We start from the raw sequence: 26289 nt of genomic DNA, 5'->3' as shown, positions 1-26289 counted from the left end.
TTTACGCCTTTACAGGTTGTAGCGGAGTGTCTTGTTGCGTTTGCTCAACCGGAATTTCCGTTGCGCGGTATTGCTTATCGATAATTCGCAGGAACGGCAGATAAATCATTGCACCTATGGTCAAGTTGACGATCTGCATGATGGAGCCTGTGATATCGGCGGTCACGATAAAGCCGGAGAGTACAGGTGGCAGCGTCCAAGGAATGAATGCGCCTGTAGTGGTAGAAACCAGACCCACTGACATTGCTACGTACTGGAAGGTCACCAGAACCAGCGGTACCAAGTTGAACGGGATCAGCATGATTGGGTTCATGATGATTGGCAGACCGAACAGCACAGGTTCGTTGATGTTGAAGATGGAAGAACCTGCCGCCAGCTTACCGACTTTCTTGATGTGCTGAGAGCGCGCGAAAATCAATACGGCGATGATAAGTGACAAGGTTGCGCCTGCGCCGCCCATCCAAATCATGTCGAAGAACTGCTCTGTCACAACGTGAGGAGGAGCAATACCGTTAGCTACCGCAGTCAGGTTGTCTTGTTGGTTTTCAGCCCATACTGGACGCATGATGCCGTTGACCATAGAGCCACTATTGATACCGACTGACCAAAGCAAGGTGATCGTCAGAGATGTCATCAGCGCGCCGAAGAAAGAGGTACCCAGAGAGCGAATTGGGGTTGCCAGCACTTCATAAATAAACTGGTGGATGGTTTCGTATTGGGTACTCGCAAAGCCCAGGCGAATGGCCAATGCCAAGCAAAGTACTGCAGTTGCAGGTACCAGAGCGGCGAAAGACTTTTCAACGGCCGGTGGCACGCCATCAGGCATTTTGATGGTAATGCGTTTTTCGATGAACCAACGGAAGATCTCTGTCCACAGCAATGCACCGATCATGGCAACAAACAGACCTTTCGAGCCTAACCATTCTGTTGGGATAACCGTTCCTACACCTTCAACGCTGGCAAAAGGCGTCAGCACCATGAATGCTGAAAGAGAGAGAATACCAGCCGAAATGCGGTCAACTTTGTAACGCTCAGCCAAGCGGTAAGCGACCATGAAGGCAATGAACAAAGACATGCCAGAGAAGATAACCGAGAACGGAATTTCAATGTTTGAACCCCAATTTGGGCCAAACACGGATGCCATGAACTCTTTGTAGCCAGCACTTGGGAACGAGCTGATTACCAGCAGTACCGAACCCACGATAATGAAGGGCATAAACGAAATATAAGCATCGCGAATGGCACCAAGATGACGCTGCTGTGCAACCTTGCCAGCGATGGGCATCATTCGACTTTCGATGAAGCGCATTACCTTTTCCATACTAACCTCTGTTAAGTAATCATGTGATACTTTTGAATGTGAGTGGAAAATACACCCAAACCAAATGGGGTTATAGAGTGGTTGATCACATTCGATAGAAAAAAGTATCAAGTGATTATGGAATTCGTTTTGGAGTGTGATCTTCCATGCAAAATTCGTAGTATCAGTGAGATATATGCGATATTAGAGTTTGATTACAGTATGTAAACTGTCTGTGGAAAGTTTGCTAAGAGAGCGAAAAGAGATCGCTGTTGGAGAGGTTACTTTGTTGAATGAATAAAAGTATCATTAGATTATATGTTCTTTCTTCGGTGTTTTAGGTAACAAGATAAAAAACGCCTCAAAATAGATGTAGCATTTACCTAAACTCTCTCGATTGATTCAGTTGCCGGGAAACCGAGTGACAGTTAAAACAGGTTACATTCACGTTATGGCCAACTTAGCCTTGTTCGATTTCGACGGCACTATCACAAACGACGATTGCTTCACCGCGTTTGTGCTTTTTGCGACATCCAAAAAACGAAAGTGTTTGGGTTTTGCGCTTATTTGGCCGGTGGTTCTGCTGTATAAGCTTGGTATTTTGCCCGCAAACAAAACACGCCCTATCGTTGCGCGAGCAGCATTTTGGCAAAAAGATGTAGAGCGTATAGAAGCCTTAGCGAAGCAGTTTGTTGACGAGTATTTACGCCGAGTGATGCGGGATGAAGCGTTACAGGCATTGAATTGGCACAAAGCCAATGGCGATGATATCTATGTCGTGTCAGCCTCTTTACATCCCTACCTTGCCATTTGGTGCAAGCAAAACGGCATTCATCTGATTTGCAGTGAACTAGAGTCTGTTGATGGCCGTTTTACAGGTCGTTACGTTTCAGGTGATTGCAGTAAAAAAAGAAAAGCAGAAAGGATAAAAAGCCAACTGGATTTGTCCCGGTATGCGTCTGTTTATGCCTATGGTGACACTGATGAAGACCTTGCCATGCTGGCATTGGCCGATCATAAGTATTTGCGCTGGCAAAAACTCGACTAGCTTTCTCTTGTTTCTAAAACACGCTTTCCTATCCAGCTAAACCCGCCACGATAGCCAATCAACGCCGTCAATATGAGCAAGCAGCCAATGACCTTTTGTGGCGGCATAGGCTCGCTATACCAGAGCACACTGAAGATGACCGTAAAGACAGGCTCTAGGATCATAATAAACGCTGCGTTGATAGCGGTGGTTCCTTTTAGCCCTCTCGTTAAGCAAGCAAATCGCAAACAGGTTGAGAGTATGATGCTCATAGCAAACCACACCCAAATATTAGGACTGATGCTGGTAGGAACATCTTCGAATAGCAGTGACAAGGACAGCCCAATAACGCCAGTTACAAATAGCTGAATACAGGTCAATAACATGGTTGGTAGCGTTTTGGCGACACGACTGACAATGTTGAATTGAAATGCAAAGGTGAACGCCGACGCCAAGAACCAGACTTGACTGTTTGCCAGCACCCAGCCGTTCGCGAGCGACAAAAAGCCTAGCCCGACCAGAGCGACAGGTAACGCAATCCAGAATGACGCACTGGGAGGCTGTTTAAAGAGAAGCCAGCCAATAAAGGGAGCGAAGAGCATGGTTAAGCTCATGATGAATGCGCCTTCACCAAGGGTGTCGCTGACAGATAATGAATAAATCCAAAGCAGGATAGCTGTCGCGAGCAAAAATCCGCACCCTAGGGCTTTTCGAAGATCGTCGCGGGAGGCTTTCATCAAATCTTTGTGGCAAAAAGCCAGCAAGATGAGCGAGGCAAGGAAAAAGCGGGAGCCAAGAAAGGCGAATGTCGGCATTTCGGCAAGCGACTCTTTGCTAAAAACCCATCCGCCAGCAGCAAGAATCGTGCTGAGTACGAGTAATAGTTCTGCGCGTCTATCTGTCATTGTCTTCCTTGTGTTTTGCCGAGTTCATGATTTCCCTATCAACTCGTCATGGTATTGTTTTACTGATTTTTTTATTCTTTCATTGGGTTGTGACACGTTCAACGTGATTGCTTTGCGGGATTGCACAAGCCTGCAATGTAACCATGTAACAAGCACCTAAGCATTCACATGACTCTTTCTATCGAGTTATGTTGGTAATGCGCGTCAGAGGCTTTGGATGGCGCAATGATCAATGGAGGATAAGCAATGGAAATGACGGACATTCCGTTCAACGTGACAGATTGGGAGACCCTTGAGCCAACTAAGCACCAAGGTGAGACGGGATTTGCACTTTGGCGAACCAAACATTTCGCTGATATTCGTGTTCGAATCGTGGAGTATTCGCCGGGGTATTTAGCCGATCACTGGTGCTCAAAAGGGCATGTGCTTTTCTGCCTTTCTGGTGAGTTGTCGACCGAGCTTGATGATGGCAGCGTGCATGTCTTAAAGCCGGGCATGAGCTACCAAGTTGCGGATAACGCTGAAGCGCATCGCTCGTTTACCCAAGAAGGCGCGACGCTGTTTGTGGTTGATTAGCATCGGATGTGTAGTTGCTTATTTTTCTGACCCATCGATGCAAAACGATGACCCGTTGTAAAACGAAAGAAGGGACGTAATGCCCCTTCTTTTAGGTTGTGGATATTGGGTCTACCTGATTAGGTTGCCGCCCTAGTTGTATACCCTGTTATAGCATCCATTACTGCAGTTAATAGCATTGTTGTAATGAAGCTTAATGCGTTGTCCGTACTTGATATTGTAGTATTGCCCCGTTGGGGATCTTAAACGACCCCAAGCGATATCACCACACTCATAACGTCGCGTCGTTGAGTTTGGTGTTTCATAGAACACCCCGCCCGTTGTCGGTACATTGAAGGTTTTTAGATGTGTTCCTGTTTTCCAAAACTCTAATGTAGTGCCCGCAGGGACGCGGCCAATATAAACCCTGATACCTCGAATATCCTGTCCATAGCAGTTACCCGCAGGATTATAGTAGGCACCTGAAGAACCTTCACCGCTAACGCTAGTGTTGGCTGCATTCGTTAGGAGCGTATGGGCATCGTCGTTATCTTTGATGGTGACAGATGTGCTTTTCTTATCGCTTTGATCAGCATAAAACCATGCAGAGAGTGTGAATGTTTCGTCTTGCTCTTGTGTTGTATCATCGACGGTCGCTACGGCCGCTTTTACTGATGTAGCACCAGTTGGTACTGTGATGGATGTACCTGAAGAACTTAAGGAAACGGTTTGGGTGGAGTTGTCAGAGAAAGTCAGTGTAACACTGGTGTTATTGTAATCTCCCGGTGCTACCCCCGTTCCATCCGTCAATGCAAGCTTGAGCTTGGTTGTACTGCCTTGTTGTGTGGCTTTGTCAAAATTCACGGTAAATGTGGCGGTTTGGCCCTCTTGTACGTTCGCGCTGCTGACCGTAACGCCAGACACTTTCGAGCTCATATCACTTGGGAAAATGGTTTTGTCATAACACGTATGGGTTGCATTCGTGTTGGTTGCGAGGGCACTAATTCGAACGGGAATCAGCCCAACGTATTTCTTTTCGCCTGTAGAGAGTTTTACCCGCCACAAATGGGAACTATTTACGTTCCCTGTGACGTTCTGGTTTTTCACAGACACCAATACCTGTCCATTTTGATCGAGTGTTGCAGAGGTAACAAAATCAAGGAAATGGAAAGCCTTGAGCGTGAATGCCCCTGTTTCTTTGTTCACGACAAACGTACGTGTATTGGTCACGAGCAGCAACTCGCCGTCTAGGAAAAGGAAATCCCCCCAGTTGGTATATCCGCCAATTCGAGAGCCCTGATCAAACTCCGCAATTTGTGTCGTAACGCCAGTGGTTGGGTCGATCGTAAAGAGAAAGCGATTGTCCGACGCGTAGATTTTTTTACTTGAGGGATCATATGCCATTCGGAACGTTTGCTTCGTATCCCCGACGATACCATGTTGTTTTGTCGAGAAATCGTAGTAGGCCAGTTGGAATTTTTTTGCGGTCGCAGCATGAAGATCTAGGTTTTTTAGTTCGTCACTCGAAACGACATCAGCCACCCCTTCTAAGTAGTAAGTAGAAGGCTGAGTAGCACCAATGTAATACATGCGATCAGTATCTTTATCGTATGTCATTGCTGAGCTACTGAACGTCGTGCGAGAGAGTAACGTTGCGCGATTTTTGGCTTCTGCGGTGTATAAGCCTGACAGTTTGGTATTTTCCTGTAGGTCCGTCAGCAGGCCTACATGCCCACGCCCGGCATTGAGTGAATAGACGTCCCCATAGCACTCAGCGAAAGATTGAGTCGTGGGAAAATAGAGCAAGCTAGCTATAGCTCCCACCTTGAAAAGTGATCTCATCGTTGACTTCCTTAACCATTATGAATGAAACAAGTCATCGCAGTCTTGGGTTTACGATGAACCTTGGCGTTGCTCTAGCCAAATGCACTTTGTTTTATAGTGTTATTTTTATTTATAGTGATAATTAATTGAGACAGGATTATTCTTGCAGTTTTACTAGGGGTATTGTGTGAGAGCTTTCGTCCAATGGGCAAAATCGCACTTTTACCATGTTTTTTGTATGGATAATCTTTGGATAGGTGCTTTGGAAAATACGTTGCTGTTCGCGTAAAAGTATGAAAAAAGGCTGAAGTATGTCCTTGAGTGAGAAGAGTTGGAACTGCGCTGTTCAGAGTGTCAAAAGCGTTTTCGTTCGTCAGGAAGCGAGAGATTATGAAAAGATTCCCTTTTTAAAGGGCAGGGGATGTTTGTGATATTAATGTTCGACAAGTTAGGGATTTACATGACAGGACCCTCACTTCGAGAGTAAGTCGGTAGTCATGTGATTTCCTTCGATTAGACTCCACGCTTTCCCGTTAAGGAAATAGGATGTCTAACGCAAAACTCTCCATCGCCCTTTGCCAGTTCACCCCATCTAAAGGCGACATCCACGCCAATTTCACAAAGCACAAATGCCTAGCCCAAAAAGCTGCCGACCACGGCGCAGATATTGTCGTTTTCCCCGAACTCTCTTTGACGGGGTATGAGCCCGCCTTATTAGAAGACAATGCACTAGCTGCACGCAGTGATATGGAGCATGACCTCGGCCAATTGGCCAAGGTTCTTAACGTGATGCTTATTGCTGGTGCACCACTTCAAAACGACGCAGGTAAACCGTTTATCGGTGCGATTATCGCGCGCGCTGATGGTCAAACATCCACCTACGCCAAGCAGTATCTGCACAGCGGTGAAGAGGCCTTTGCTGCTGCGGGTGAGGGTGGCTGTTTTATCTCAATCAATGATGTGAAAGTCGCACTGGCGATATGCGCGGACTTCACGCATCCACAGCATCATGATGATGCCGTCGCTGAGAATGCCGATGTCTATCTCGTCAGCGCATTGATTTCAGAAGGTGGCTTTGATGCAGACGCGAAGACATTGTCTGAGATTGCAGTGAAAACTCAAATGCCTGTTCTACTGTCGAATTTTGTGGGTGAGTCAGGAGGCTGGCAAACGGGAGGCCGAAGCGGCATGTGGGATACAGACGGGCAGCAAACAGTGCTTGCTAGCAGTACATGCGAGGGTTTAGCACTCTGTGAGTTAACGCGCGTCAGCAGCGTTGCAGGCGAGTTTATTGCGCTGTGAGGTTAACAGGCCAAGGCGGAACGTTAGTCTTGGCCATCATTCCCAAGGGAAGTTATAAGAGACGAATTTGCGTCAATGCGTTAAACAATTTCTTTTTGTCTTTTGATGTCAAATATTCTTGGTTGATTGTCGATTCAAATGTATGCCAATCACTACTGCGAAACTCTCGACCTTCTCGTAAAAACAGGGCGACTTCGGTGTTTATTGTCTTCCCTAGCCGGATCAGTTCAGGTCGAACTTCCGTGGTTAAATCTCGGGGCTTGCGAGCAGTGCCTTCGGTCAGTAGGTCGGCTCTGTATCGGTATTGAATCGCCTTTGCAGCGGAGATTTGAGCTGTAAAAAAGCCGATAACGCTCTGTTGGTTTAACCCTGAGGCTTTGGCAGATTCACTGGCCTTATTTATGACAACCTTTTCTCGCTCAATGTCCTCAATGGGTCTTTGATTGTTTGCCTTAAACAACGCCACATCTTCCATATAACTCAACCTTTCATTGATAGCAGTAAAAAGGCTATTCGGGCTGGGATTGGCGAACACGGAAAAAGAACAGAATGTAAGAATGGTAAAGAGCCAATGTTTAGACATGATTTCCTCCATAAAATCATAAGGTAAAGACTTTAATAGTCAGCCCCTTCGAATTAATAAAGGGGCTTACATACCTATCATTGATTTTTTAGAGCTAAAGCAGGTGAGTAGGTTACTTTCTTTCCTCCACAACAACCTTGGACGGCGGAGCTTGATATTCCACCTTTACTTCGGCTGGCGGATGAAGTTCATCCAGTGATTGTGGCATCCCATGGTCGTTGATCATCTGCGCGTGGAAGCGTTTCAATTTGTGAGGTTCTTGTACCCCACACGAATGCGCAATCACGCCCACTTCGTACATCAGGTTTTTCGCGTAATGAGCTACCCGCGCTGCCTTGTCGGAAACCACCAGACCTTTTTGTAGTTTAGGATCGTGCGTGGTGATGCCCGTTGGGCACGTATTTTTGTTGCACTGCAACGCTTGAATGCAACCTAGCGAAAACATAAAGCCTCGTGCAGAGGTGATAAAATCTGCCCCGATACACATGGCCCATGCTACTTCAGCAGGGTTAACCAATTTACCTGACACTATCACTTTTACACGCTGTTTTAGACCATAACTTTCTAGTGCATCAACCAGCATGGGCAGGCTTCGTTTGATAGGCAGCCCCATAAAGTCCATCAAAGATTGAGGCGCAGCACCTGTCCCGCCATCGGCAGAATCTAGGGTTATAAAATCAGGTGCGGAGTCAATGCCTCGTTCATGTATGGCTTCCATCAGTTGGTTTAGCCAACCATAGGCTCCCAGCACGATTTTAAACCCAACAGGCTTACCCGTGACTTTTCTGATTCTTGCAATCATGTCGAGCAAGTCATCAACGCTTCGAATGTCAGGATGACCGTTGGGACTGATTGAGTCTTGGCCCTCAGGAATGCCACGAATTTTTGCGATTTCGGCGTTCACCTTGTTACCGGGCAGTATGCCGCCTTTCCCAGGCTTCGCTCCCTGACTCATTTTAATTTCGAACATCCTGACTTGTTCATGCGCAGCCACTTCTTTGAGCTTTTCATCGCTGAGGTTGCCTTCCTCATCTCGGACTCCGTATTTCGCCGTACCAATTTGGAATACTATGTCTGCGCCACCTTCAAGGTGATAAGGCGACAGCCCGCCTTCGCCAGTATTCATCCAAATGCCTGCTTCCTTTGCGCCTTTTGAAAGAGAGAGCACAGCAGGAACGCTTAGTGCGCCAAAGCTCATGCCTGAAATATTGAAAAAGCTCGACGTAGCAAACGGTGTTTTGGCCACGCCGTCACCGATAATCACGGTACTTGCGGGCACGGCGTCTTCGGACAGGGTTGGAAATGGACAGTTAAGGAAAATAACGTCACCCGGTAGATTCAAAGGGCGCGTTGAACCGAACGCCACTGTGCTATCGACGTTTTTTGCCGCGCGATACACCCAGCTGCGCTGAGCTCGGTTAAAAGGCAGTTCATCTCGATCAAGCGCGAAAAAATACTGGCGAAAGAACTCGCCCATATGTTCAAACCAGTACCGGAAACGGCCAACGACGGGATAGTTTCTGCGAATAGCCTGCTTAGTTTGAGTAATGTCGCGAATGTACAGGTAGATAATTGTCAGCACTGCGCAACCGATGAAAAACACGAACAACGCTGCACTTACTTCTAATAGGCGCGTTGCCCAACTTGTTACTGCATCCATGATTCATTCCTTTTTATTTTGCTCACGAAAGCGATAGACCGGACATTCGAGCGTAGGCTTTCTTTGATTTTCATGGGATTCGAATTCGGCACTGAGCGAGCCATCCTAGAGATTCATGATTGAAGCAAGGATGTATTGACGTAACAGAAAATGGGTAAGAATTGAGGTACAGTTGAGGGAACGACACGAGTCAAGGAGATGAAGATGTACAGAAACGTACTGACGTTCTGGTTCGATGAACTGACGCCAAAAGAGTGGTTTACGAAAGATGAAAAGCTGGATGAAACCATCAAGAATCGTTTTGGCACTCTGCTAGAGCAAGCTGCGAGATCAGAGTGCTTTGCTTGGCGAGAACAGCCGGAAGGGCGGTTGGCTGAGATTATCGTGTTGGATCAGTTTTCGAGAAATGTCTATCGAGATACACCTCAGGCATTTGCACAAGATCCAATGGCACTGGCGTTGGCACAAGAGGCCGTTGCGTTGGGCGTTGATAGAGAATTGGCACCAGAGCGCAGATGCTTCTTGTATATGCCCTATATGCACAGTGAATCGGCGGTGATTCACGAAGAGGCTGTAAAACTTTTTAACCAACCGGGCTTAGAGCACAATCTCGATTTCGAAATTCGTCACAAGGAGATCGTGGATCAATTTGGGCGTTATCCGCACCGAAATGCCATATTAGACAGAGAATGCAGTCCAGAGGAGTTGGCTTTTTTAAGTCAGCCAGGGTCGAGCTTCTAAGGTCAACAGGCCCTAGCGGACAAGAGGGGTTAGGTTATAGAGAAGAAAGCGGCTATTTAGCCGCTTTTCATTTTGTCGTGCTAGCAGTTTATCGAAAAATATAGGACATCAAAGGTGGTGGTCAGAGAGAACCGAAATGCCATTTCTTCCGACACAGTATCACCCATGATGATGGCTCCCGGTGCTAACTGAACTTGAACTTCTATCACTTGTTCGTACGGCGCATCAGGCAGCAAGAAGGTTCGTGAGAGCCAGATATCTCCATTCGATTGGTGTTGAAACGCATATTTGGTTATGAGACCACCCTGTGAGATAGGCTGAACCACTGTTACTTTAGCGTTATCAAAAGCGACATCATTAATGTTGAGTTCAGGGTTTTCGACTGTTGCAGAGACACTTATAGTCACCCCATTTCTGCCATCTTTCTCTGCTTCTACTTGCACACGATAGCCGTCGAAAGTGCGTCTTAATGCATCCAGCTTTGTGCGTTGATATCCGCAACTTTGAGAAGCGACAGCTTCACCGAAACCCGCTTCAGGCTTGTAGTAGGTTCTGTCCGTAGGTATCACGCACCCAGAAAGGCCAATTGCCACTGTGCTGGCCAGCAGCATGGTTTTAAGTTTCATCATGGTTCACCCTTAATCACAAGAGTGCGCCATTATGGCCACAACAAATCTACCATCAATGAAATGTCTGAAAGTCTCACGTGCTGCTACTTAATGGATCACTGTGTGACCTCTGTTTCTTGGTGCCAAGGATAGGGACCCATAAATTCGTCAGAAAGAATCCGCCAAACGTTCATTTCTAACCATTGGTCATACCCGACCCAATTTTCATATTTAGGCAGTTTAAGTGTCTTAGGTATCTGCATGGGGTTAGTCCCTTTTTGCAGCTCGGCGTAGAAACCTGCACGGAGATCTTGAATAAATTCAAGCTGTGCTTGGATCTCTGGCTTGCCACCGCCTTGAAGAGGGTTGTCGGCCATATTGTGTGAAAAGATAGCGCGGTCAAAGTCCAGTTCCAGCAATTCGCCCAAGGTGCGTTCCCATTCGCGAGGGTTGAAGTCAGGTACCACCGCAAAGATAACGCGGTTTGGGGTCACAAGGTCGGCAACATAGGCAATTCGCTCTTTGGGCAGAATGAAGATGGTCATGCCCATTCCGTGGTTTAAGCCAAGGTAGTGAAGTTCAACCTTGGTATCGCCAAGTTGGAGATCGTTACGTGTACCCGACCAGGTATCTGTTGGCATGACCATGTCAGGATAAGGGTTAGCGTTGATCCATGCTGCGGCGTCTACGTGGGCAAGGGTTTTCGCGCCATTATCGATAAACACTTGTCCACCACTGGAATGATCCCAATGGTTGTGGCTGTGTAACGCCCATTTAATCGGTTTGTCGGTGATAGCCTTAATTGCGTCCACCATGGCTTTCGCATGAGGCGTATTCACGGTTTCAAAAACGATAACACCGTCATCAGTGACGACAAACATCGAGATGTATTCGCCGTTTGTGGTGAAGCTATAAACATCATCAGCAATTTCAACGATGTGGTGACTTAAGGGATCGGCATTTGCTACTGGGGCAGTATAAAGTGCGAAAATTGCAAATATCACGGTGACGCTTTTCCTGAGCATATTCATCGTTAACTCCTTTTACTTCTGATTCTAAATACACACTAGCAGTTACGAAAGTGACCAAGAAAGATGCTATTTTGCATTTATCGATTGTCGAAAATGCAATAAGTATGATTTCTCTAGAACAAGCATTTCTCCATGTGGTTGAAGCGGGCAGTTTTAAGAAAGCCGCTGAGTTATTGGGAACAGATTCGTCGTCGTTGAGTCGAAAAGTGGCGGCGTTAGAAGCAAGGCTCCAAGTCAAACTGTTGCAACGCTCTACCGCGCGAAGCGTGCCAACGGAGATGGGACAGACGTATTACAAAGGGCTTCGCAAACTCATTAGCGAACAGTCTGCTCTCGAAGAGGAGATAACGGGTGGTTCGGCATCAGTCCGGGGAAGGCTGCGTGTCAGCGCGACGGTCGACTTTGGCGAACGGTTTCTTGTGCCTGCCATTCAACAGATCCAATCGCAAGCTCCGGATTTATCGGTAGAGCTGTTATTAGGCAGCGACGTGGACAACCTGCTTGAGAAAAATTTGGATGTCGCGTTTCGTTTCGGCCCGCTGGCTGACTCATCGCTCTATGCCCGACAAGTGGGCAATATTCCACGTGTGCTGGTGGCAAGCCCTGCGTATTTGGAAAGGATGGGAACACCTAGGTGCATTGATGATCTGAAATCACATCTGTTTGTATTGTATTCGCTCTCTCAGGCCAGAGTTGATATTGCATTTGAAGATGGCCGTTTGTTTTCACATCAGGGCATTCATAGCAATGTGGCGGCGAACAGCTTGCGGGCGATTCGCCCGTTGGTGATAGGCGGTGCGGGAATCCACTGGGGGCCGCGATGGTTATATCAAGTAGATTTAGATAGCGGAAACGTGGTGGAACTGTTGCCAGAGCATCCCGTCGTAGGTTTTTCGATTTTCGCCGTCTACACAGCGAGGGATTACCTGCCGCAGAAAACCCGTCTATTCATTGATTGCGTCGTTGAGCAGCTTTCTGCACTTAATGATTAAGGCTGCAGGTTGCTCAACAAATGCATCAACGCTTTTATCGCTAATCCCATGTCTTCTTCGCTGGCGAACTCAGATGGATTGTGGCTAATGCCTTTCCTGCAACGAACAAAGAGCATGGCGACAGGCGTAAGATCTGCCATGGCGGAAGCGTCATGTGTCGCCCCAGAAGGCAAGGTAAACACACGTTTACCAAGGCTAGCAATTGCGGAGGCTATCGAAAGCTGAAGACTTGCGTTGCATACCGTCGCACTTTGGCTGTAGGTGCGATCTACTTCGCAGCCAAGGCCTCTTAGCTGTGCGGTCTCCTTAGCAAATGTCTGTAGTATGTTACCTGCTTTTTCGCGCACTTCATCGACGGGTGAGCGGAGTTCAATGGTCATGGATACACGGCCCGGGACGGCATTGGGCACGTTAGGCGTGACATCCAATTGCCCCACAGTTGCAAGTAAATCGGGAAGTTTAATGGCGAGCTTTTCGGCCTCCAAGGTGACAGCAGCCGCAGCAGTGAGTGCATCTTTTCGAAGGTGCATTGGCACCGTGCCTGCATGGGCGGCCTGTCCGGTGAAGGTGAGCTGATGACGTTCTATGCCGCAAATGGCGGAGACGACGCCAAGCGGTAACCCCTCATGTTCGAGAACAGGGCCTTGTTCGATGTGTGTTTCAATAAAGCCGAGAATGTTTTCAGGGCGTCGTTTGAGTTGACCTATCTTTTCGGGCTCTAACCCAAAGCTTGAAAGCGCATCACGAAGTGAGTGACCTTGCTTGTCTTTTCGGTCAATGACGCTTTCATCCAAGGTGCCTGCCAACGCTCTTGGGCCGACCAGCGCGGTGGGAAATCGCACGCCTTCCTCATCACCAAAGGCCAGAATTTCGACGGAATAGGGCAGCGTTTTTCCCTGACGTTTCAACGTCTTTAATGCAATGATAGGCAATACAACACCCATAATGCCGTCGTAGGCCCCCCCTTGTTTTACGCTGTCCTGATGGCTTCCCATCAACAGGGTTCGCGTGTTTTTACCGGCATCGTAGCGACCGATTAGCGTTCCTGCGTTGTCCATGTGAACGCGAAGACCCGCTTCTTCCATCCAAGCGGTCAACAGCGCATTGGCACGACGATGTTCCGGGGTAAAAGGAAAGCGTGTAACGCCGGTTTCTGATTCAGAACACTCGGCAAGCTGTCTTAAATAGTCCTGTGCGGTTTTTCCTAGAAGGTGAGTCATCAGTTATCGCTCCGGATGTTCGGATGTAGGAAGTGTGTTTCTCCATGCCTGATAATCGGGGTCGCAATGCTTTTCATACAAGGACTGCAGGGCGATCAATGGTGAGTTGTGATAATCAATACGCAACGTGATAACAGGCGAGTCAGGCTTGTACACGAGAAGTGCGGCAGACTGTAGTCCGCGGGAATCACCGCCAGACTGCTCAGCGGCAAAAAGCGAGGTAATCAGCCGTTCCTCAAACGATTTTGTGCTGGCTTTAAAAGCGTCGATCATGGCATCCAACACTGTGGTGTCTGAAAGCAGATTGCCGCACACCACTATGTTGTCTTCGATGACACTGCCTCGCGCCAATCCGTTTTTGTTTCCAGTATGGACCGCACCTTTGCCGCTAAGATCTAGCGCGGCGAGTTGTCTGAAAGCAGCACCTGAATCAACACTGGTAACAGTATTGACTGCCGAGGTCGCACTAGAGCCTGCGGCCATCTGAGATAACACATCCTCTCCCCACATTGTGCTGGGTTTTGCACCTTGAGAGGCGGACATTCCGGCCTGTAAATCCCCCCTGATCACCCAGCCTCCAACACAGAGTGAGCCAGTAGCCGCCGCAGCTCCTATCGCGCCAGATTTTGGATCTCGTGCCAATATTGAATAAGTCATAGGTCTCGCTCCTGAGCCAGTGATCTAAGTGTGATGACGACAGTCAATCATGTCAATTTATCATGATAAATACTTGCGGCAAGTAATTTATAGTGATAAATGTGAATAAAAGTTAACCAAGTATTAACTTCACATCCACAAACTGGGAAGGAGTTTCCCCATGAAACAAATGAGACGTGATTTCATGAAAGCGCTGCGGAGTGCAGCTAGAACCGCGCTTCTGGCGTTATGTGCGATAGGTCCATTGTCTGTATCTGCGCAGACACCCCCAAACGTGCTGATTGTCGGCCAAGTCGCTGAGCCAAAGTCACTCGATCCGCATGCCGTGACAGCAGTGAATGATTTTCGGATCTTGATGAACCTTTATGAAGGATTGGTGCAGTACAAGGACGGTACGTTAGAGGTTGAACCAGCATTGGCGGAAAGCTGGACAGTGAGTGAGGACGGCAAAACCTATACCTTCGAACTTCGCGATGGCGTGAAATTCCATGACGGAACACCACTGACGGCAGACGCGGTGAAGTTTAACTTTGACCGCATGCTTGACGAGAATCACCCTTATCACAATACGGGGCCCTTCCCGCTGTCATTTTTCTTCTCGTCGATAGAAAACGTCGAAGCCGTTGACCCACAAACGGTCAGGTTCACCCTCAATGCTCCTTATGCTCCCTTTCTCTCCAACCTTGCATACCCAACAGGCCTGATTGTCTCGCCTGAAGCGGTGAAAAAGCATGGTAAAGATTTCGGACGTCAACCTTCGGGAACCGGGCCTTTCCGTTTTGCCGAGTGGGCGTCAAACACCAAAGTCGTGGTGGTGCGTAACGACGATTACTGGGGGGATAAAGCGAAGCTTGAAGCCGTCGTGTTCCGCCCCATCACTGACGCGAATACCCGTGTTGCTGAAATGCTGGCAGGCAGTATCGACATAATGGTGGAAGTGCCGCCGAATGCTTTGTCTGAATTTCAGAATAATCGCTACCAAGTGGTGGAGCAGGCTGGCCCGCACGTTTGGTTCTTAATCCTGAATGCCAAAGAAGGGCCATTTGCGGATAAACGTATGCGTCAGGCTGTGAACTATGCCATCAACAAAAAAGCACTGGTGGAAGGCGTATTGGAAGGCACTGCGGAAGTGGCTGCTGGTCCAACACCTCCGGCGTTTGCATGGGCATATAACGACAGCTTGCAGCCTTATCCTTATGACCCAGAAAAAGCCAAAGCATTGATCAAAGAAGCTGGCCAAGAGGGTGCGAAGCTGACGTTTTACGTGACGGAAGGTGGTTCTGGCATGTTAGACCCAGTCCCGATGGGCACAGCAATCCAAGCAGATTTGAAAGCGGTAGGCTTGGACGCCGCGATCGAAACGTACGAGTGGAATACCTTCCTTGGCAAAGTGAACCCGGGGCTTGAAGGCAAAGCTGACATGGCGGAAATGGCCTGGATGACAAATGACCCAGACACCTTGCCGTATTTGGCACTACGCACTGATGCATGGCCTGATAAAGGTGGGTTTAACTCGGGGTACTACTCAAACCCTGAGGTGGACAAACTACTGGAAGCTGCGCGTGAAGCGACAGATCAAAATGAGCGTGCCAAGCTGTATCGAGAAATGCAGGAAATTGTTCAGGAAGATGCGCCATGGGTATTTGTGGCGAACTGGAAGCAAAACGCGGTCACTAATGATCAGGTGCAAGACTTTAAATTGCAGCCATCTTTCTTCCTCATCCTGAAAGATGTTCAGAAATAGCAGCGAAATATAGTGTGAATTGGGCGGGAAAACCCGCCCAAATTTTTATACCAATCAGAATCATCAACCAATCAATCCAATGGATATTTATCGCAGAAAGGAGCACTGCGCGTGGGTAATTACTTTCTTAGACGATTGCTGTCCGCGATCCCGGTACTTCTTGGGATAACGGTTATTGTCTTTCTTATCATGTCGATGATCCCTGGTGACCCTGCGACAGCAATTTTGGGGGCCTATGCAACGCCAGACAATGTCGCCAAAATCAATAAAGACCTCGGCCTTGATCAACCCCTAGTCAGCCAATATTTCATCTGGTTGTCGAATATGCTTCAGGGTGATTTTGGTCGCTCTTATTCGTTAAACCGTCCAGTGATTGATGAAATTCTGGAGCGCTTCAACGCGACCCTGATTCTTGCGGGTGTTTCCTTTGTCTTGTGTGCCGCACTTGGCATTATTGCTGGCGTGGTATCGGCCGCACGTCAGTTTTCATTGGCGGATAAAGGCATCACGCTGGTGGTATTGCTCGGCATTTCAATTCCCTCTTTTTTCCTCGGCATGATGATGATTCTCTTGTTTGCCATCAACCTCCGTTGGCTGCCCGTATCTGGGATGTATGCAATCTATGGGGGCGGTGACTTACCTGATTTGTTGAAACATTTAGTGATGCCAGCGGTGGCACTGGCTTCTGTTGCAACGGGGGTTATTGCCCGTTTGTCGCGCTCTGCCATGCTGGAAGTGCTTCGTCAGGATTACATTCGCACTGCGCGCGCTAAAGGTGTGAATGAGCATCAGGTGATTTGGAAACACGCATTGAAAGCAGCCATGGTAAGCATTATTCCAGTGCTGGGTATTCAGGCGGGTTTTGTGCTTTCCGGTGCTGTGTATATCGAGATGGTGTTTCAGTGGCCGGGTGTTGGAAAAATGCTGGTCGAAGCCATCCTCAAACGTGACATTTTGTTGGTACAAGGTGGCGTGGTGTTTGTTGCTGCGTGTTATGTGTTGTTCAACATTGCTGTCGACATGCTACAAAGTTGGCTCGACCCGAGGATCAAAGCATGACGGCATTTTTGAAACTTCTGGTTAGAAACCGACTGGCCGCGTTTGGTGGTGTTGTTTTGGCCATCATTGTGTTTTTGGTGTTGGTGACCCCCTTACTTGGACTGCAAGATCCCGCCGTGACTGATACCACGAACCGTTTTTTGCGTCCTTTGAGTGACGGGCATGTGCTCGGTACCGATCATCTTGGGCGGGACATGCTTTCACGTTTGTTGTGGGGTACTCAACTAAGCCTTGCGGTCGGGTTTGCCGCCGCGTTGATTGCCGCACTGATTGGCTCAGCCATTGGCATTATTGCCGGATACTTTGGTGGAAGGGTTGATAACATCTTTATGCGTTGTATCGATGTACTGATGGCTTTCCCGTATATCTTGTTGGCCCTTGCCATTGTTGCCGCATTGGGGCCGGGTTTGCTGAATGCTTTGATTGCAGTGGCAGCAGTGAACATTCCGTTCTTTGCGAGAAACATTCGCGGCGTGACGGTATCGCTGGCACAGCGTGAATTTGTTGAAGCGGCCAAGCTATGTGGCATGTCAGATTTTCGGATTATCTGGTCTGAAATTGTACCTAACGTCATTCCCGTCATTGTGATTGCCATGTCGACCACCATTGGGTGGATGATCCTTGAAACTGCCGGATTGTCATTCCTTGGTTTGGGCTCCCAACCTCCGCAAGCTGATCTTGGTTCAATGCTGGGTGAAGCGCGTAACTCGCTAATCACTGACCCTCACGCCAGCATGGTGCCGGGTGTGATGATCTTCCTCATTGTTATGAGCATTAACCTGCTCGGTGATGGGGTACGCGATGCCTTAGATCCAAGACTGAAATCCGGCGCACTGACGCGTCCGCAACCTTCGACAAAAGTCAGTGATACGTTCAACGCTGTTGAGGCCGATGAGAACAATAATGCTGTGTTGAAGGTTGAGCAATTGGAGACACAGTTCCATATCAATCGCCGGACGTATAAAGCGGTCAACCAAGTGTCGTTTGAGATTGCACCGGGCGAATGCTTGGGGTTGATTGGCGAAAGTGGATCGGGCAAATCCGTGACGGCGTTATCTGTGATGGGATTGGTCGCTTCACCCCCCGGTGTGATTTGCGGTGGCGATATCCGGTTCAACGATGAATCCTTGATTGGAGCTGACTACGAGACATTGCGAAATCTGCGCGGTAAAGATGTGGCGTATATCTTTCAAGACCCGCTGGCGACACTTCATCCTCTTTATCGCGTAGGCGAGCAAATGTTGGAAGCGATATTGGTACATGAGAAGGTGCCAATGAATGAGGCGAAGGAAAGAGCGATCTCCTTGCTGGATGCAGTGCATACTCCTAACGCCGAAGAGCGAATGAAGGCGTTTCCTCATGAGCTTTCCGGTGGCATGAGACAGCGCGTGGCGATAGCGATGGCGTTGGTCAACAACCCCTCGCTTATCATTGCTGACGAACCGACCACAGCATTGGACGTGACGGTACAAGGACAAATACTTGCGTTGCTGGATGAACTTCGTCGCACCAGAAACGTGTCGGTGCTGTTTATCACCCATGACTTTGGTGTGGTAGCACAGCTTTGTGACCGTGTGGCGGTCATGTATGCAGGAAAAATTGTTGAAACAGGACCGACAGAATTAGTGTTGGATGCCCCAGCACACCCCTATACCAAAAAGCTGATTGCCTGCGTTCCTGAATTAGGGCGAGGTAAAGGGAAACTTGAAGCCATACCCGGGTTGCCACCCGTTGTGGACAAATTACCACAAGGGTGCGCGTTTGCAGCACGCTGCAGCAAAGCGGGTGAGTCTTGTCAGCAAGGCGAAGTGGCAAGAACGGAAGTGTCGAATCGCATGGTGTTGTGTCACTTTCCAGAGGAGAAGTTGGTATGACGGCCGCATTGAAAATCCAAGGATTGAAGAAAACCTTCTATTTCAAAAAGCCCCTGTTTGCATCCACGCATCCAAGTGTGAAAGCGGTACGAACAATCAGTTTGGATGTGGAGCAAGGCGAAACCTTGGGTATTGTTGGTGAGTCGGGGTGCGGAAAATCTACGCTTGCCAGAATGCTGGTGGGGTTAACTGAACCAACCGAAGGACAAGTACTTGTCGAAGGGGAAGCGTTATCACCTGCTAGTCCAAAAGAAAATGGCAAACGGATTCAGTATGTATTCCAAGACCCAATCAGCAGCCTTAACCCTAGAAAAACCATTGGTCAGCTAATGGAAGTGCCTTTGCTCTATCTGCATGGGATGAACAAGAACGACCGAGAATCACGCATCCGTGAAATTTTTGGCCAAGTGGGGCTTCGAGAAGAGTTTCTTACCCGTTACCCCCATGAGTTTTCAGGGGGGCAGGCACAACGTATTGGTATCGCAAGAGCCCTCGCGGCGAACGCTCGAATATTGGTGTTGGATGAGCCCGTTTCAGCACTGGATGTCTCTGTTCAAGCGCAGGTTTTAAACTTGCTGGCAGAGCTGAAACAGTCGTTGTCGCTGACCTATTTGTTCATCAGCCATGATCTTGCGGTGGTGGAAGCGGTGAGTGACAGAGTCGCAGTGATGTACTTTGGTACATTGGTTGAACTGGCTCCCGCTGAAAGGATTTTCAATTCTCCAAAACATCCGTACACTCAGCTATTAGCGAACAGTGCCCCTGTTGTTGGAAGGCCACTTCAAGTGCCCACACAACATGCTGAGTTGCCAGACCCGCTTAACCCACCTAAAGGGTGTGCGTTTGCGGGGCGGTGCCCCAAAGCGCAACTAGATTGTCTCGCTGCGCCACCTCCGCTGACAAAAATAAAGGAGAATGAATTTGTCGCCTGCTACTTCCCGCTCGAGTAACGCGTCATCGTCTGCAAAAATGCGCCGCCCTTATAAAGTGGCGGAAGCAATAAAAAGCTGGATTGTAGAGCAAGGCCTCCAACCGGGTGACAAATTGCCGCCCGAGCCAGAGCTGATGGCACTGTTCGGTATGTCAAAAGGTACCATTCGCGAAACGACGAGAGTGTTGGAAGCGCAAGGGTTAATTGTGACTCGCACAGGCCCAAAAGGCGGTGCGTTTATCAATGCGGTGTCTGAGCCAATGGCCAGTAGCCTGCTGAGCAACTATTTCTTCTTTAATAAGCTTTCGATCAAAGATGTCTACCAACTTCGCAAACTGCTTGAGCCCGAACTGGCTGCGTCTTTGGCAGGAAACGTGTCGGAGCAAAGCCTTGCCAAGTTAGAAGCAAACATTGAGAAGTATTCGCAACCCGCGCGTGATGCGGAAGATGAGCGAATGCAGCATATCGACTCTCTCCAGTTCCACATTATTCTCGCAGAGCTTGCAGGAAATGAACTGCTCGGTTTTATTATCCGTTTTATGGTGCGTATGTTGACGGATCTGACGGTCTATCGTCGCTTATATGAGCCTCATAACCATGAGTTGTGGGAGCAAGGATTCAAACACCAAAAAGACCTGATTGACGCACTGCGAGAAGGGCGCTCGGAAGACGCTCGGGAAATCATGCGAGAGCATATGGAAGTAGCGCAGAAACTGATGGAGAGTCAGGAAGCGGAAATGGATCGCCGATTCATGTTGCATGCACCGTAAGTTGCACGAGTACTTCTTCGATTCAGTCAGTCGCTGTAACCGTATGACGTACCATTACCGATCAATTTTTGGTGTTCTGTAATTGGCGAGATTCTGTATTAAAAATCATACTTTTAATGCAGAGATTTTCCTCTGCGCTTACTGCCAAAGCATGGCAGTCATGAGGGAATAGCAATGAAAAACGAGCTCAATACGGCGAAGTTATTGGCAGCCTTTGAAGTGGTGATGGATAAGGGCGCAAAGACAGAGTTTGGGAAAATGTATCAAGGTGTCGAAGCATCGACGGATTACGACGGTTATAACGTGTATTTAAAGGGTAATGGGGTACAGCTTCATATCGGCTTTCACAATACGTATGACCTTAATTACGACCAAACTCATTTGCGTGACAGTTTTTTAAAGAAGCTAGATGCGTTAGTCAGAAATACCGTATTAGACGATCACCACTAACAAGAAGCCCGGCGACAGCCGGGCTTTCTTCATTCTGTGCAGCATGCTATTTCATTTGAACCAAAAAGCGCGTGAAAGGTGCTTTTTCCAGTAAGAAAACCAGACCAAATGAGAGCACAATAGTTAGCGGTGCGATAAGCACATCTTTCAATGGCCCTTCAATAGCATACGTACCAAACACATTGAACAGCACAACCAATGGAATGAAATGACAAACGTAGACGCCCAAGACACGTTTACTCAGTGCGAACGTTGAAGGCGAGTTGCCCCAATTTGGGTGATTCAGCAAGAGACTGAACAGGCCAATAGCGAGAATGGGTGTGCCAATAAGAAAGTCATGTGTCGCCATCCACGTCTCATATTTTCGAAGAAACAAACCTTCTGAGAGATACAATGCCAAACCGCCGAATAGCATCATTAAGGCGGTGCGTGAGCTAATTCGAATGTCACGACGTCGTAACTCAAAGCCAGCAACGACCATCAGCAAGCTAAAGAATGGGCCGTTTCGCGAAAAGATTGGCGTAGTACCTTCCATGATAGGCTGATAGCTGCCTGCACCTAGCCCCCAAACATAAAGGCCCAGCGCCAACGGCACGATGAGGCTTTCTTGTTTCTGTTTGATTAAGAGCGCAATGATGGCGATAGCAGAAAGCAATCCTGGGATGTACCAAAGATGCACCAACCCACCCTCAAAAAGCGTGTTTAGCGGCGTTTGCAGTAAATAGTTCCAGTAGCCCGTGCGCTCAGCCATAAAGCCTTGTGAAAGTGCCACATCAAACCGGAATGGCATTAGCAAGTAGATGACACTCCACGCCAACCAAATGGTTAATAACGGCTTTGCGTAGCCTTTGAATGTGTCGATGGGTGAGGCTACCAATTTAGGTTGTGCAAAGTAGCCAGTCAGCAAAAAGAAAAAAGGGACGGCAAAGCGACATATTTGATTAATGACATCAGACAGCAGGTTTACGTTGGTGCTGTAAGCGTCGCCTCGCAATGGCCCTGAATGAATAATGATCACAGCAACGATAGCGATTAAACGCCCCAGTTCCAAAGACGGAATACGCGCAGAAGGCATGAATGAGCAGCTCCAAAAAATTGCGAGTAAAACGCAATATTCAAAAAATCTGCCGACTATATAGGAACATTGTGTTGTAGCTGAGGCATTGTTCTAGGAATTGTGAGCAAAAATCACTATAGTTGGCTCGCCGCTAAGTGGTTGGTTGAAAAAGCAACACTCAATCTCCCAAAATAAAGCCAACCTTTACGTCGCAATCCGGTCTACCCTTTAGATCCAAAGCTGCATGAAGCTCTATTTCGTGTCTGCTTTCGACACACTTTGGCATGCCGGATGGCGAAAAACGAACGTACGAGCGAGGAGAATGGCGTCAATTTGTGCAGAAATGTGTCAAAAAAAACATTGGAGTAAACTTATCTTATCTCCCTGTGTTCTACATGTTTCTTTACGCGACAACGCCTGCTATACTCCCCGCCCTGATATAAGCCAGTAATTGTTTATAGAGACGAACAATGACAGATCTAAGTAAATACAGAAACATTGGTATTTTCGCGCACGTTGATGCGGGTAAAACCACTACTACCGAGCGTATCCTGAAGCTGACCGGTCAAATCCACAAGACGGGTGAGGTTCACGATGGCGAATCTACTACCGACTTCATGGAACAGGAAGCTGAGCGTGGTATTACCATCCAGTCAGCAGCAGTAAGCTGTTTCTGGAAAGGCTACCGTTTTAACGTTATCGATACTCCGGGACACGTTGACTTCACCGTTGAAGTATACCGTTCACTGAAAGTACTTGATGGTGGTATCGGTGTTTTCTGTGGTTCTGGTGGTGTTGAGCCTCAGTCTGAGACTAACTGGCGTTATGCGAACGACTCAGAAGTTGCGCGTGTTATCTTTGTAAACAAGCTGGACCGTATGGGTGCTGACTTCTTCAACGTTGTTGAACAAGTTAAGAAAGTACTGGGTGCGAATCCTGTTGTTATGACGCTGCCAATCGGCCGTGAAGATGACTTCGTTGGTGTTGTAGACGTTCTTGAGCGTAAAGCATACGTTTGGGATGACACTGGCCTGCCAGAAAACTACGAAATCAAAGATGTTCCAGAGGACATGGTTGATCAAGTAGAAGAATACCGTGAAATGATGATCGAAACTGCTGTTGAGCAAGACGATGATCTGATGATGGCATACATGGATGGCGAAGAGCCATCTATCGAAGAAATCAAGCGTTGTATCCGTGCTGGTACTCGTACTTGTACTTTCTTCCCAACGTTCTGTGGTTCTGCATTCAAGAACAAAGGTATGCAGCTTGTACTAGACGCAGTTGTTGATTACCTGCCGTCTCCAACAGAAGTTGACCCACAGCCGCTGACTAACCCAGAAACGGGTGAAGCGACTGGCGAAGTAGCAACTGTATCTGCAGACGAGCCACTACGCGCGCTGGCGTTCAAAATCATGGACGACCGTTTCGGTGCTCTGACCTTCATCCGCATCTACTCAGGTGTAATGAAGAAGGGTGACACCATCCTGAACAGCGCAACTGGTAAGACTGAGCGTATCGGCCGTATGGTTGAGATGCAAGCGAACGAGCGTAACGAACTGACTACTGCACAAGCTGGTGACATCATCGCTGTTGTAGGTATGAAGAACGTTCAAACTGGTCACACTCTGTGTGATGTTAAGCACGAATGTACGCTTGAGCCAATGATCTTCCCTAACCCAGTAATCTCTATCGCTGTTGCTCCTAAGGACAAAGGCGGTTCTGAGAAAATGGGTATCGCGATCGGTAAAATGGTTGCAGAAGATCCAACTTTCCAAGTTGAAACTGACGAAGAAACTGGCGAAACCATCCTGAAAGGTATGGGTGAGCTTCACCTAGACATCAAAGTTGACATCCTTAAGCGTACTTACGGTGTTGACCTGATCGTTGGTAAACCACAAGTTGCATACCGTGAAACTATCACTCAAGCAGTTGAAGATAGCTACACGCACAAGAAGCAATCTGGTGGTTCTGGTCAGTTCGGTAAGATTGACTACCGCATGAAGCCAGGCGAGCCTAACTCAGGCTTCACCTTCAAGTCAGTGGTTGTTGGTGGTAACGTTCCTAAGGAATTCTGGCCAGCAATCGAGAAAGGCTTCGCGGGCATGATGGGTACTGGTGTTCTAGCTGGCTTCCCTGTTCTTGACGTTGAAGTTGAGCTGTTCGACGGTGGCTTCCACGCAGTTGACTCATCTGCAGTAGCATTTGAAATCGCTGCACGTGGCGCATTCCGTCAGTCTATGCCTAAAGCTGGCGCACAGCTGCTTGAGCCAATCATGAACGTTGACGTCTTCACTCCAGAAGATCACGTTGGTGACGTAATCGGTGACCTTAACCGTCGTCGTGGTATGATCAAAGACCAACAAGCAGGCGCTACTGGCGTTCGCATCAAGGGTGACGTACCTCTGTCAGAAATGTTCGGTTACATCGGTACCCTACGTACTATGACTTCTGGTCGTGGTCAGTTCTCTATGGAGTTCTCACACTACGCACCATGTCCAGCGAACGTTGCTGAAAAAGTAATCGCTGAACAAAAAGAGAAAAACGCTAAGAAGTAATTCTTAACGGAACTCTGAAGTTCAAAAAGCCCCGAAGTGAAAGCTTCGGGGCTTTTTATTTATGGGGTAATTTTCTAGTTAAGGACTTAATAGGGAGTGAAGTGCTATTTCGGTGATGCTTGGGTAGCGAGCTTTGCCAGTGAGACCAGTGCTTTCTCGACTTTGTTTACAGAAAGGCCGCAGTCTTCTAAGTGGTGCCTTTCAACAAGGTAATTAGGGTTGTTATAACCCAGCCATACTGCTCCGTCTTTGTCTTCCCAGATCAGGGCCTTTTGCGGCAAATCTATCCCTGCTGTTTGGTTGCAAACCATCATAGGTGTTCCGACTTTTGGGTTACCAAAAATCACCAATTCCGTTGGTCGAAGCTCAAGTCCTGCCTTCTTTGCACCTTCTCCATGATTGACTCTTGCCATCACGGTTAAGCCGCGTGCTTTCGCTGCTGCGATTAAACGATCTGCTGTGATTGGGACACTGTACTGGCTTTGCACCTGTATCATGCCTTCATGCGCAAATGCAGATAGAGAGAAAAGTGCTGCTGCGAATGTGACTAGCCGAAAGTTGACACTCATTGTCGATTCCTCGTTGTAATTTGTTTTGCGTGAAACCAAAAGTTAAGGCTCAACGCACTTGCGACAACGTGACACTGGGTTATCACTGCGGTTGAACTGCATGCCAACACATATAGACTGGCAAAAACCGATAGTTGTCACGTGTATCGCCGATAGAGAAGACAGAGTTTGTACAACTTTCTTACAAAACTAATTTATATCCCACGCTGTAAACAGAATGAACAACGTCTTCGTCGGCATTAGCGGCACATAGTTTCTTTCTCAGCTTTTTAATGTGGCTATCGACCGTGCGTTCACTAACAACGCGGTGGTCCTGATAGATATTGTCGATAAGTTGTTGTCTTGAAAAAACGCGTCCGGGATCACTCGCTAATAGATTCAAAAGGTTAAATTCAATGGCGGTTAACTCAATGTTCGCATTGTGGAATGTCGCTATGTATCGGCTTTCATCCAGCTTTAGCACTGTTTTATCGGTGCTTTCATGCCGTTCATCTTCAGGAGGGGAGACACGCCGAAGCACTGTTTTTACGCGTGCTACGACTTCTCGCGGCGAAAATGGTTTACAGATATAGTCGTCTGCACCTAGCTCAAGGCCGAGTAACCTGTCTATTTCTTCGACTTTTGCGGTGATCATAATGATAGGAACACTGCTGTTTTGCCGAATTTCACGGCATATCGTTAACCCGTCTTTAACGGGTAGCATGACGTCGAGCAGTATCAAGTCAGGTGTGTGTTGTTGCACCCAATCGGTGACGTGTTCGCCATCGAAGAGTTGGTTGACGGTATGATTCGATTGCTTCAAATAATCGGTGAGCAGTTGGGAGATTTTGGGTTCATCTTCAACAACCAGTATGTGCGGCATTCGTCCTCCA

The 26289-nt window shown here is 48.0% G+C and carries 24 protein-coding genes; 12 read left to right on the top strand and 12 right to left on the bottom strand.

Annotated elements, in window-relative coordinates; all coding sequences use genetic code 11:
• Position 1 precedes the first annotated feature (1 nt).
• Positions 2 to 1321, bottom strand: coding sequence for a PTS cellobiose transporter subunit IIC (gene celB / locus LRP49_RS07610; RefSeq protein WP_274141358.1), 1320 nt, complete (start codon positions 1319 to 1321; stop codon positions 2 to 4).
• A gap of 400 nt (positions 1322 to 1721) precedes the next feature.
• On the opposite strand from celB, the gene LRP49_RS07605 reads away from it, so the two are divergent.
• A complete protein-coding gene (locus tag LRP49_RS07605) occupies positions 1722 to 2348 on the top strand; it encodes an HAD family hydrolase (protein ID WP_337992941.1) in 627 nt (208 codons plus the stop codon).
• Here LRP49_RS07605 and LRP49_RS07600 read toward each other — a convergent pair.
• Positions 2345 to 3232: a DMT family transporter gene (locus tag LRP49_RS07600; RefSeq protein ID WP_274141357.1), complete on the bottom strand. Its 888-nt coding sequence runs from the start codon at positions 3230 to 3232 to the stop codon at positions 2345 to 2347. The genes LRP49_RS07605 and LRP49_RS07600 overlap by 4 nt on opposite strands.
• Before the next feature lie 246 nt (positions 3233 to 3478).
• Between LRP49_RS07600 and LRP49_RS07595 the strand changes: the two genes are divergently transcribed.
• Positions 3479 to 3808, top strand: a complete 330-nt coding sequence (locus LRP49_RS07595) for a DHCW motif cupin fold protein (protein ID WP_274141356.1) — start codon at positions 3479 to 3481, stop codon at positions 3806 to 3808.
• Between the two features lie 132 nt (positions 3809 to 3940).
• Here the strand turns inward: LRP49_RS07595 and LRP49_RS07590 are convergent, their stop codons facing one another.
• Positions 3941 to 5629, bottom strand: a complete 1689-nt coding sequence (locus LRP49_RS07590; protein WP_274141355.1) for a hypothetical protein — start codon at positions 5627 to 5629, stop codon at positions 3941 to 3943.
• Positions 5630 to 6157: 528 nt separating this feature from the next.
• Between LRP49_RS07590 and LRP49_RS07585 the strand changes: the two genes are divergently transcribed.
• Positions 6158 to 6913, top strand: a complete 756-nt coding sequence (locus tag LRP49_RS07585; protein WP_274141354.1) for a carbon-nitrogen hydrolase family protein — start codon at positions 6158 to 6160, stop codon at positions 6911 to 6913.
• A 52-nt stretch (positions 6914 to 6965) separates the two neighbouring features.
• On the opposite strand, the gene aroQ is transcribed toward LRP49_RS07585, so the two are convergent.
• Both aroQ and LRP49_RS07575 read right to left on the bottom strand, forming a co-directional pair.
• Entirely contained in the window at positions 6966 to 7496 is a 531-nt protein-coding gene (gene aroQ / locus LRP49_RS07580; RefSeq protein ID WP_274141353.1) for a gamma subclass chorismate mutase AroQ, read from the bottom strand.
• Positions 7497 to 7608: 112 nt separating this feature from the next.
• Complete coding sequence (locus LRP49_RS07575) at positions 7609 to 9156, bottom strand: FMN-binding glutamate synthase family protein (RefSeq protein ID WP_274141352.1); 1548 nt, start codon at positions 9154 to 9156, stop codon at positions 7609 to 7611.
• 204 nt (positions 9157 to 9360) lie between these two features.
• Here LRP49_RS07575 and LRP49_RS07570 point away from each other — a divergent pair, with 204 nt between their 5' ends.
• Positions 9361 to 9897, top strand: coding sequence for a DUF924 family protein (locus LRP49_RS07570; protein ID WP_274141351.1), 537 nt, complete (start codon positions 9361 to 9363; stop codon positions 9895 to 9897).
• Positions 9898 to 9977: 80 nt separating this feature from the next.
• Here LRP49_RS07570 and LRP49_RS07565 read toward each other — a convergent pair whose 3' ends face one another.
• The gene (locus tag LRP49_RS07565; protein WP_274141350.1) at positions 9978 to 10526 is read right to left on the bottom strand and encodes a hypothetical protein; all 549 of its coding nucleotides are present in this window, start codon (positions 10524 to 10526) and stop codon (positions 9978 to 9980) included.
• Positions 10527 to 10621: 95 nt separating this feature from the next.
• A complete protein-coding gene (locus LRP49_RS07560; protein ID WP_274141349.1) occupies positions 10622 to 11536 on the bottom strand; it encodes an MBL fold metallo-hydrolase in 915 nt (304 codons plus the stop codon).
• A gap of 50 nt (positions 11537 to 11586) precedes the next feature.
• Between LRP49_RS07560 and LRP49_RS07555 the strand changes: the two genes are divergently transcribed.
• A complete protein-coding gene (locus LRP49_RS07555; RefSeq protein WP_274141348.1) occupies positions 11587 to 12528 on the top strand; it encodes a LysR family transcriptional regulator in 942 nt (313 codons plus the stop codon).
• Here LRP49_RS07555 and LRP49_RS07550 read toward each other — a convergent pair.
• Together LRP49_RS07550 and LRP49_RS07545 are read right to left on the bottom strand one after the other, a co-directional pair.
• A complete protein-coding gene (locus LRP49_RS07550) occupies positions 12525 to 13748 on the bottom strand; it encodes an allantoate amidohydrolase (RefSeq protein WP_274141347.1) in 1224 nt (407 codons plus the stop codon). The two genes, LRP49_RS07555 and LRP49_RS07550, sit on opposite strands and share 4 nt — an antisense overlap.
• A 3-nt stretch (positions 13749 to 13751) precedes the next feature.
• On the bottom strand, positions 13752 to 14405 hold the full coding sequence (locus LRP49_RS07545) for a DUF1028 domain-containing protein (RefSeq protein WP_274141346.1): 654 nt from the start codon (positions 14403 to 14405) through the stop codon (positions 13752 to 13754).
• Between the two features lie 160 nt (positions 14406 to 14565).
• Between LRP49_RS07545 and LRP49_RS07540 the strand changes: the two genes are divergently transcribed.
• From LRP49_RS07540 to LRP49_RS07515, 6 genes are all read left to right on the top strand, one after another.
• Positions 14566 to 16149 (top strand): ABC transporter substrate-binding protein, encoded by a 1584-nt coding sequence (locus LRP49_RS07540; protein ID WP_274141344.1) that lies wholly within the window; start codon positions 14566 to 14568, stop codon positions 16147 to 16149.
• 111 nt (positions 16150 to 16260) lie between these two features.
• Positions 16261 to 17208: an ABC transporter permease gene (locus tag LRP49_RS07535; protein WP_274141343.1), complete on the top strand. Its 948-nt coding sequence runs from the start codon at positions 16261 to 16263 to the stop codon at positions 17206 to 17208.
• A complete protein-coding gene (locus LRP49_RS07530; RefSeq protein WP_274141342.1) occupies positions 17205 to 19082 on the top strand; it encodes a dipeptide/oligopeptide/nickel ABC transporter permease/ATP-binding protein in 1878 nt (625 codons plus the stop codon). Before LRP49_RS07535 ends, LRP49_RS07530 begins: the two co-directional genes overlap by 4 nt.
• Complete coding sequence (locus LRP49_RS07525; protein WP_274141341.1) at positions 19079 to 20032, top strand: ABC transporter ATP-binding protein; 954 nt, start codon at positions 19079 to 19081, stop codon at positions 20030 to 20032. Before LRP49_RS07530 ends, LRP49_RS07525 begins: the two co-directional genes overlap by 4 nt.
• Complete coding sequence (locus tag LRP49_RS07520; protein WP_274141340.1) at positions 19998 to 20783, top strand: FadR/GntR family transcriptional regulator; 786 nt, start codon at positions 19998 to 20000, stop codon at positions 20781 to 20783. Before LRP49_RS07525 ends, LRP49_RS07520 begins: the two co-directional genes overlap by 35 nt.
• Positions 20784 to 20957: 174 nt before the next feature.
• A complete protein-coding gene (locus LRP49_RS07515; protein ID WP_274141339.1) occupies positions 20958 to 21233 on the top strand; it encodes a DUF3081 family protein in 276 nt (91 codons plus the stop codon).
• Between the two features lie 46 nt (positions 21234 to 21279).
• Here LRP49_RS07515 and LRP49_RS07510 read toward each other — a convergent pair whose 3' ends face one another.
• On the bottom strand, positions 21280 to 22308 hold the full coding sequence (locus tag LRP49_RS07510; protein ID WP_274141338.1) for an acyltransferase: 1029 nt from the start codon (positions 22306 to 22308) through the stop codon (positions 21280 to 21282).
• A gap of 452 nt (positions 22309 to 22760) precedes the next feature.
• Here LRP49_RS07510 and fusA point away from each other — a divergent pair, with 452 nt between their 5' ends.
• Positions 22761 to 24848: an elongation factor G gene (gene fusA, locus LRP49_RS07505; protein ID WP_274141337.1), complete on the top strand. Its 2088-nt coding sequence runs from the start codon at positions 22761 to 22763 to the stop codon at positions 24846 to 24848.
• Positions 24849 to 24952: 104 nt separating this feature from the next.
• Here fusA and LRP49_RS07500 read toward each other — a convergent pair whose 3' ends face one another.
• Positions 24953 to 25417 (bottom strand): DUF302 domain-containing protein, encoded by a 465-nt coding sequence (locus tag LRP49_RS07500; RefSeq protein ID WP_274141336.1) that lies wholly within the window; start codon positions 25415 to 25417, stop codon positions 24953 to 24955.
• A gap of 181 nt (positions 25418 to 25598) precedes the next feature.
• Complete coding sequence (locus tag LRP49_RS07495) at positions 25599 to 26279, bottom strand: response regulator (protein WP_274141335.1); 681 nt, start codon at positions 26277 to 26279, stop codon at positions 25599 to 25601.
• Positions 26280 to 26289: the final 10 nt, after the last annotated feature.

It is taken from the genome of Enterovibrio qingdaonensis (genome assembly GCF_028683135.1).
Lineage (GTDB): Bacteria > Pseudomonadota > Gammaproteobacteria > Enterobacterales > Vibrionaceae > Enterovibrio > Enterovibrio qingdaonensis.
The sequence above is the reverse complement of the archived record's forward strand: the minus strand, read 5'-3'. Positions and strand labels throughout refer to the sequence as shown.

What these genes read in the sequence shown, in the direction of transcription:
- LRP49_RS07560 (WP_274141349.1), bottom strand. Translation starts at nt 11,536, where the DNA reads ATGAATATGCTCAGGAAAAGCGTCACCGTGATATTTGCAATTTTCGCA.
- fusA (WP_274141337.1), top strand. Translation starts at nt 22,761, where the DNA reads ATGACAGATCTAAGTAAATACAGAAACATTGGTATTTTCGCGCACGTT.
- LRP49_RS07590 (WP_274141355.1), bottom strand. Translation starts at nt 5,629, where the DNA reads ATGAGATCACTTTTCAAGGTGGGAGCTATAGCTAGCTTGCTCTATTTT.
- celB (WP_274141358.1), bottom strand. Translation starts at nt 1,321, where the DNA reads ATGGAAAAGGTAATGCGCTTCATCGAAAGTCGAATGATGCCCATCGCT.
- LRP49_RS07595 (WP_274141356.1), top strand. Translation starts at nt 3,479, where the DNA reads ATGGAAATGACGGACATTCCGTTCAACGTGACAGATTGGGAGACCCTT.
- LRP49_RS07515 (WP_274141339.1), top strand. Translation starts at nt 20,958, where the DNA reads ATGAAAAACGAGCTCAATACGGCGAAGTTATTGGCAGCCTTTGAAGTG.
- LRP49_RS07600 (WP_274141357.1), bottom strand. Translation starts at nt 3,232, where the DNA reads ATGACAGATAGACGCGCAGAACTATTACTCGTACTCAGCACGATTCTT.
- LRP49_RS07545 (WP_274141346.1), bottom strand. Translation starts at nt 14,405, where the DNA reads ATGACTTATTCAATATTGGCACGAGATCCAAAATCTGGCGCGATAGGA.
- LRP49_RS07565 (WP_274141350.1), bottom strand. Translation starts at nt 10,526, where the DNA reads ATGATGAAACTTAAAACCATGCTGCTGGCCAGCACAGTGGCAATTGGC.
- aroQ (WP_274141353.1), bottom strand. Translation starts at nt 7,496, where the DNA reads ATGTCTAAACATTGGCTCTTTACCATTCTTACATTCTGTTCTTTTTCC.
- LRP49_RS07520 (WP_274141340.1), top strand. Translation starts at nt 19,998, where the DNA reads ATGAATTTGTCGCCTGCTACTTCCCGCTCGAGTAACGCGTCATCGTCT.
- LRP49_RS07510 (WP_274141338.1), bottom strand. Translation starts at nt 22,308, where the DNA reads ATGCCTTCTGCGCGTATTCCGTCTTTGGAACTGGGGCGTTTAATCGCT.
- LRP49_RS07530 (WP_274141342.1), top strand. Translation starts at nt 17,205, where the DNA reads ATGACGGCATTTTTGAAACTTCTGGTTAGAAACCGACTGGCCGCGTTT.
- LRP49_RS07585 (WP_274141354.1), top strand. Translation starts at nt 6,158, where the DNA reads ATGTCTAACGCAAAACTCTCCATCGCCCTTTGCCAGTTCACCCCATCT.
- LRP49_RS07525 (WP_274141341.1), top strand. Translation starts at nt 19,079, where the DNA reads ATGACGGCCGCATTGAAAATCCAAGGATTGAAGAAAACCTTCTATTTC.
- LRP49_RS07500 (WP_274141336.1), bottom strand. Translation starts at nt 25,417, where the DNA reads ATGAGTGTCAACTTTCGGCTAGTCACATTCGCAGCAGCACTTTTCTCT.
- LRP49_RS07495 (WP_274141335.1), bottom strand. Translation starts at nt 26,279, where the DNA reads ATGCCGCACATACTGGTTGTTGAAGATGAACCCAAAATCTCCCAACTG.
- LRP49_RS07540 (WP_274141344.1), top strand. Translation starts at nt 14,566, where the DNA reads ATGAAACAAATGAGACGTGATTTCATGAAAGCGCTGCGGAGTGCAGCT.
- LRP49_RS07550 (WP_274141347.1), bottom strand. Translation starts at nt 13,748, where the DNA reads ATGACTCACCTTCTAGGAAAAACCGCACAGGACTATTTAAGACAGCTT.
- LRP49_RS07570 (WP_274141351.1), top strand. Translation starts at nt 9,361, where the DNA reads ATGTACAGAAACGTACTGACGTTCTGGTTCGATGAACTGACGCCAAAA.
- LRP49_RS07575 (WP_274141352.1), bottom strand. Translation starts at nt 9,156, where the DNA reads ATGGATGCAGTAACAAGTTGGGCAACGCGCCTATTAGAAGTAAGTGCA.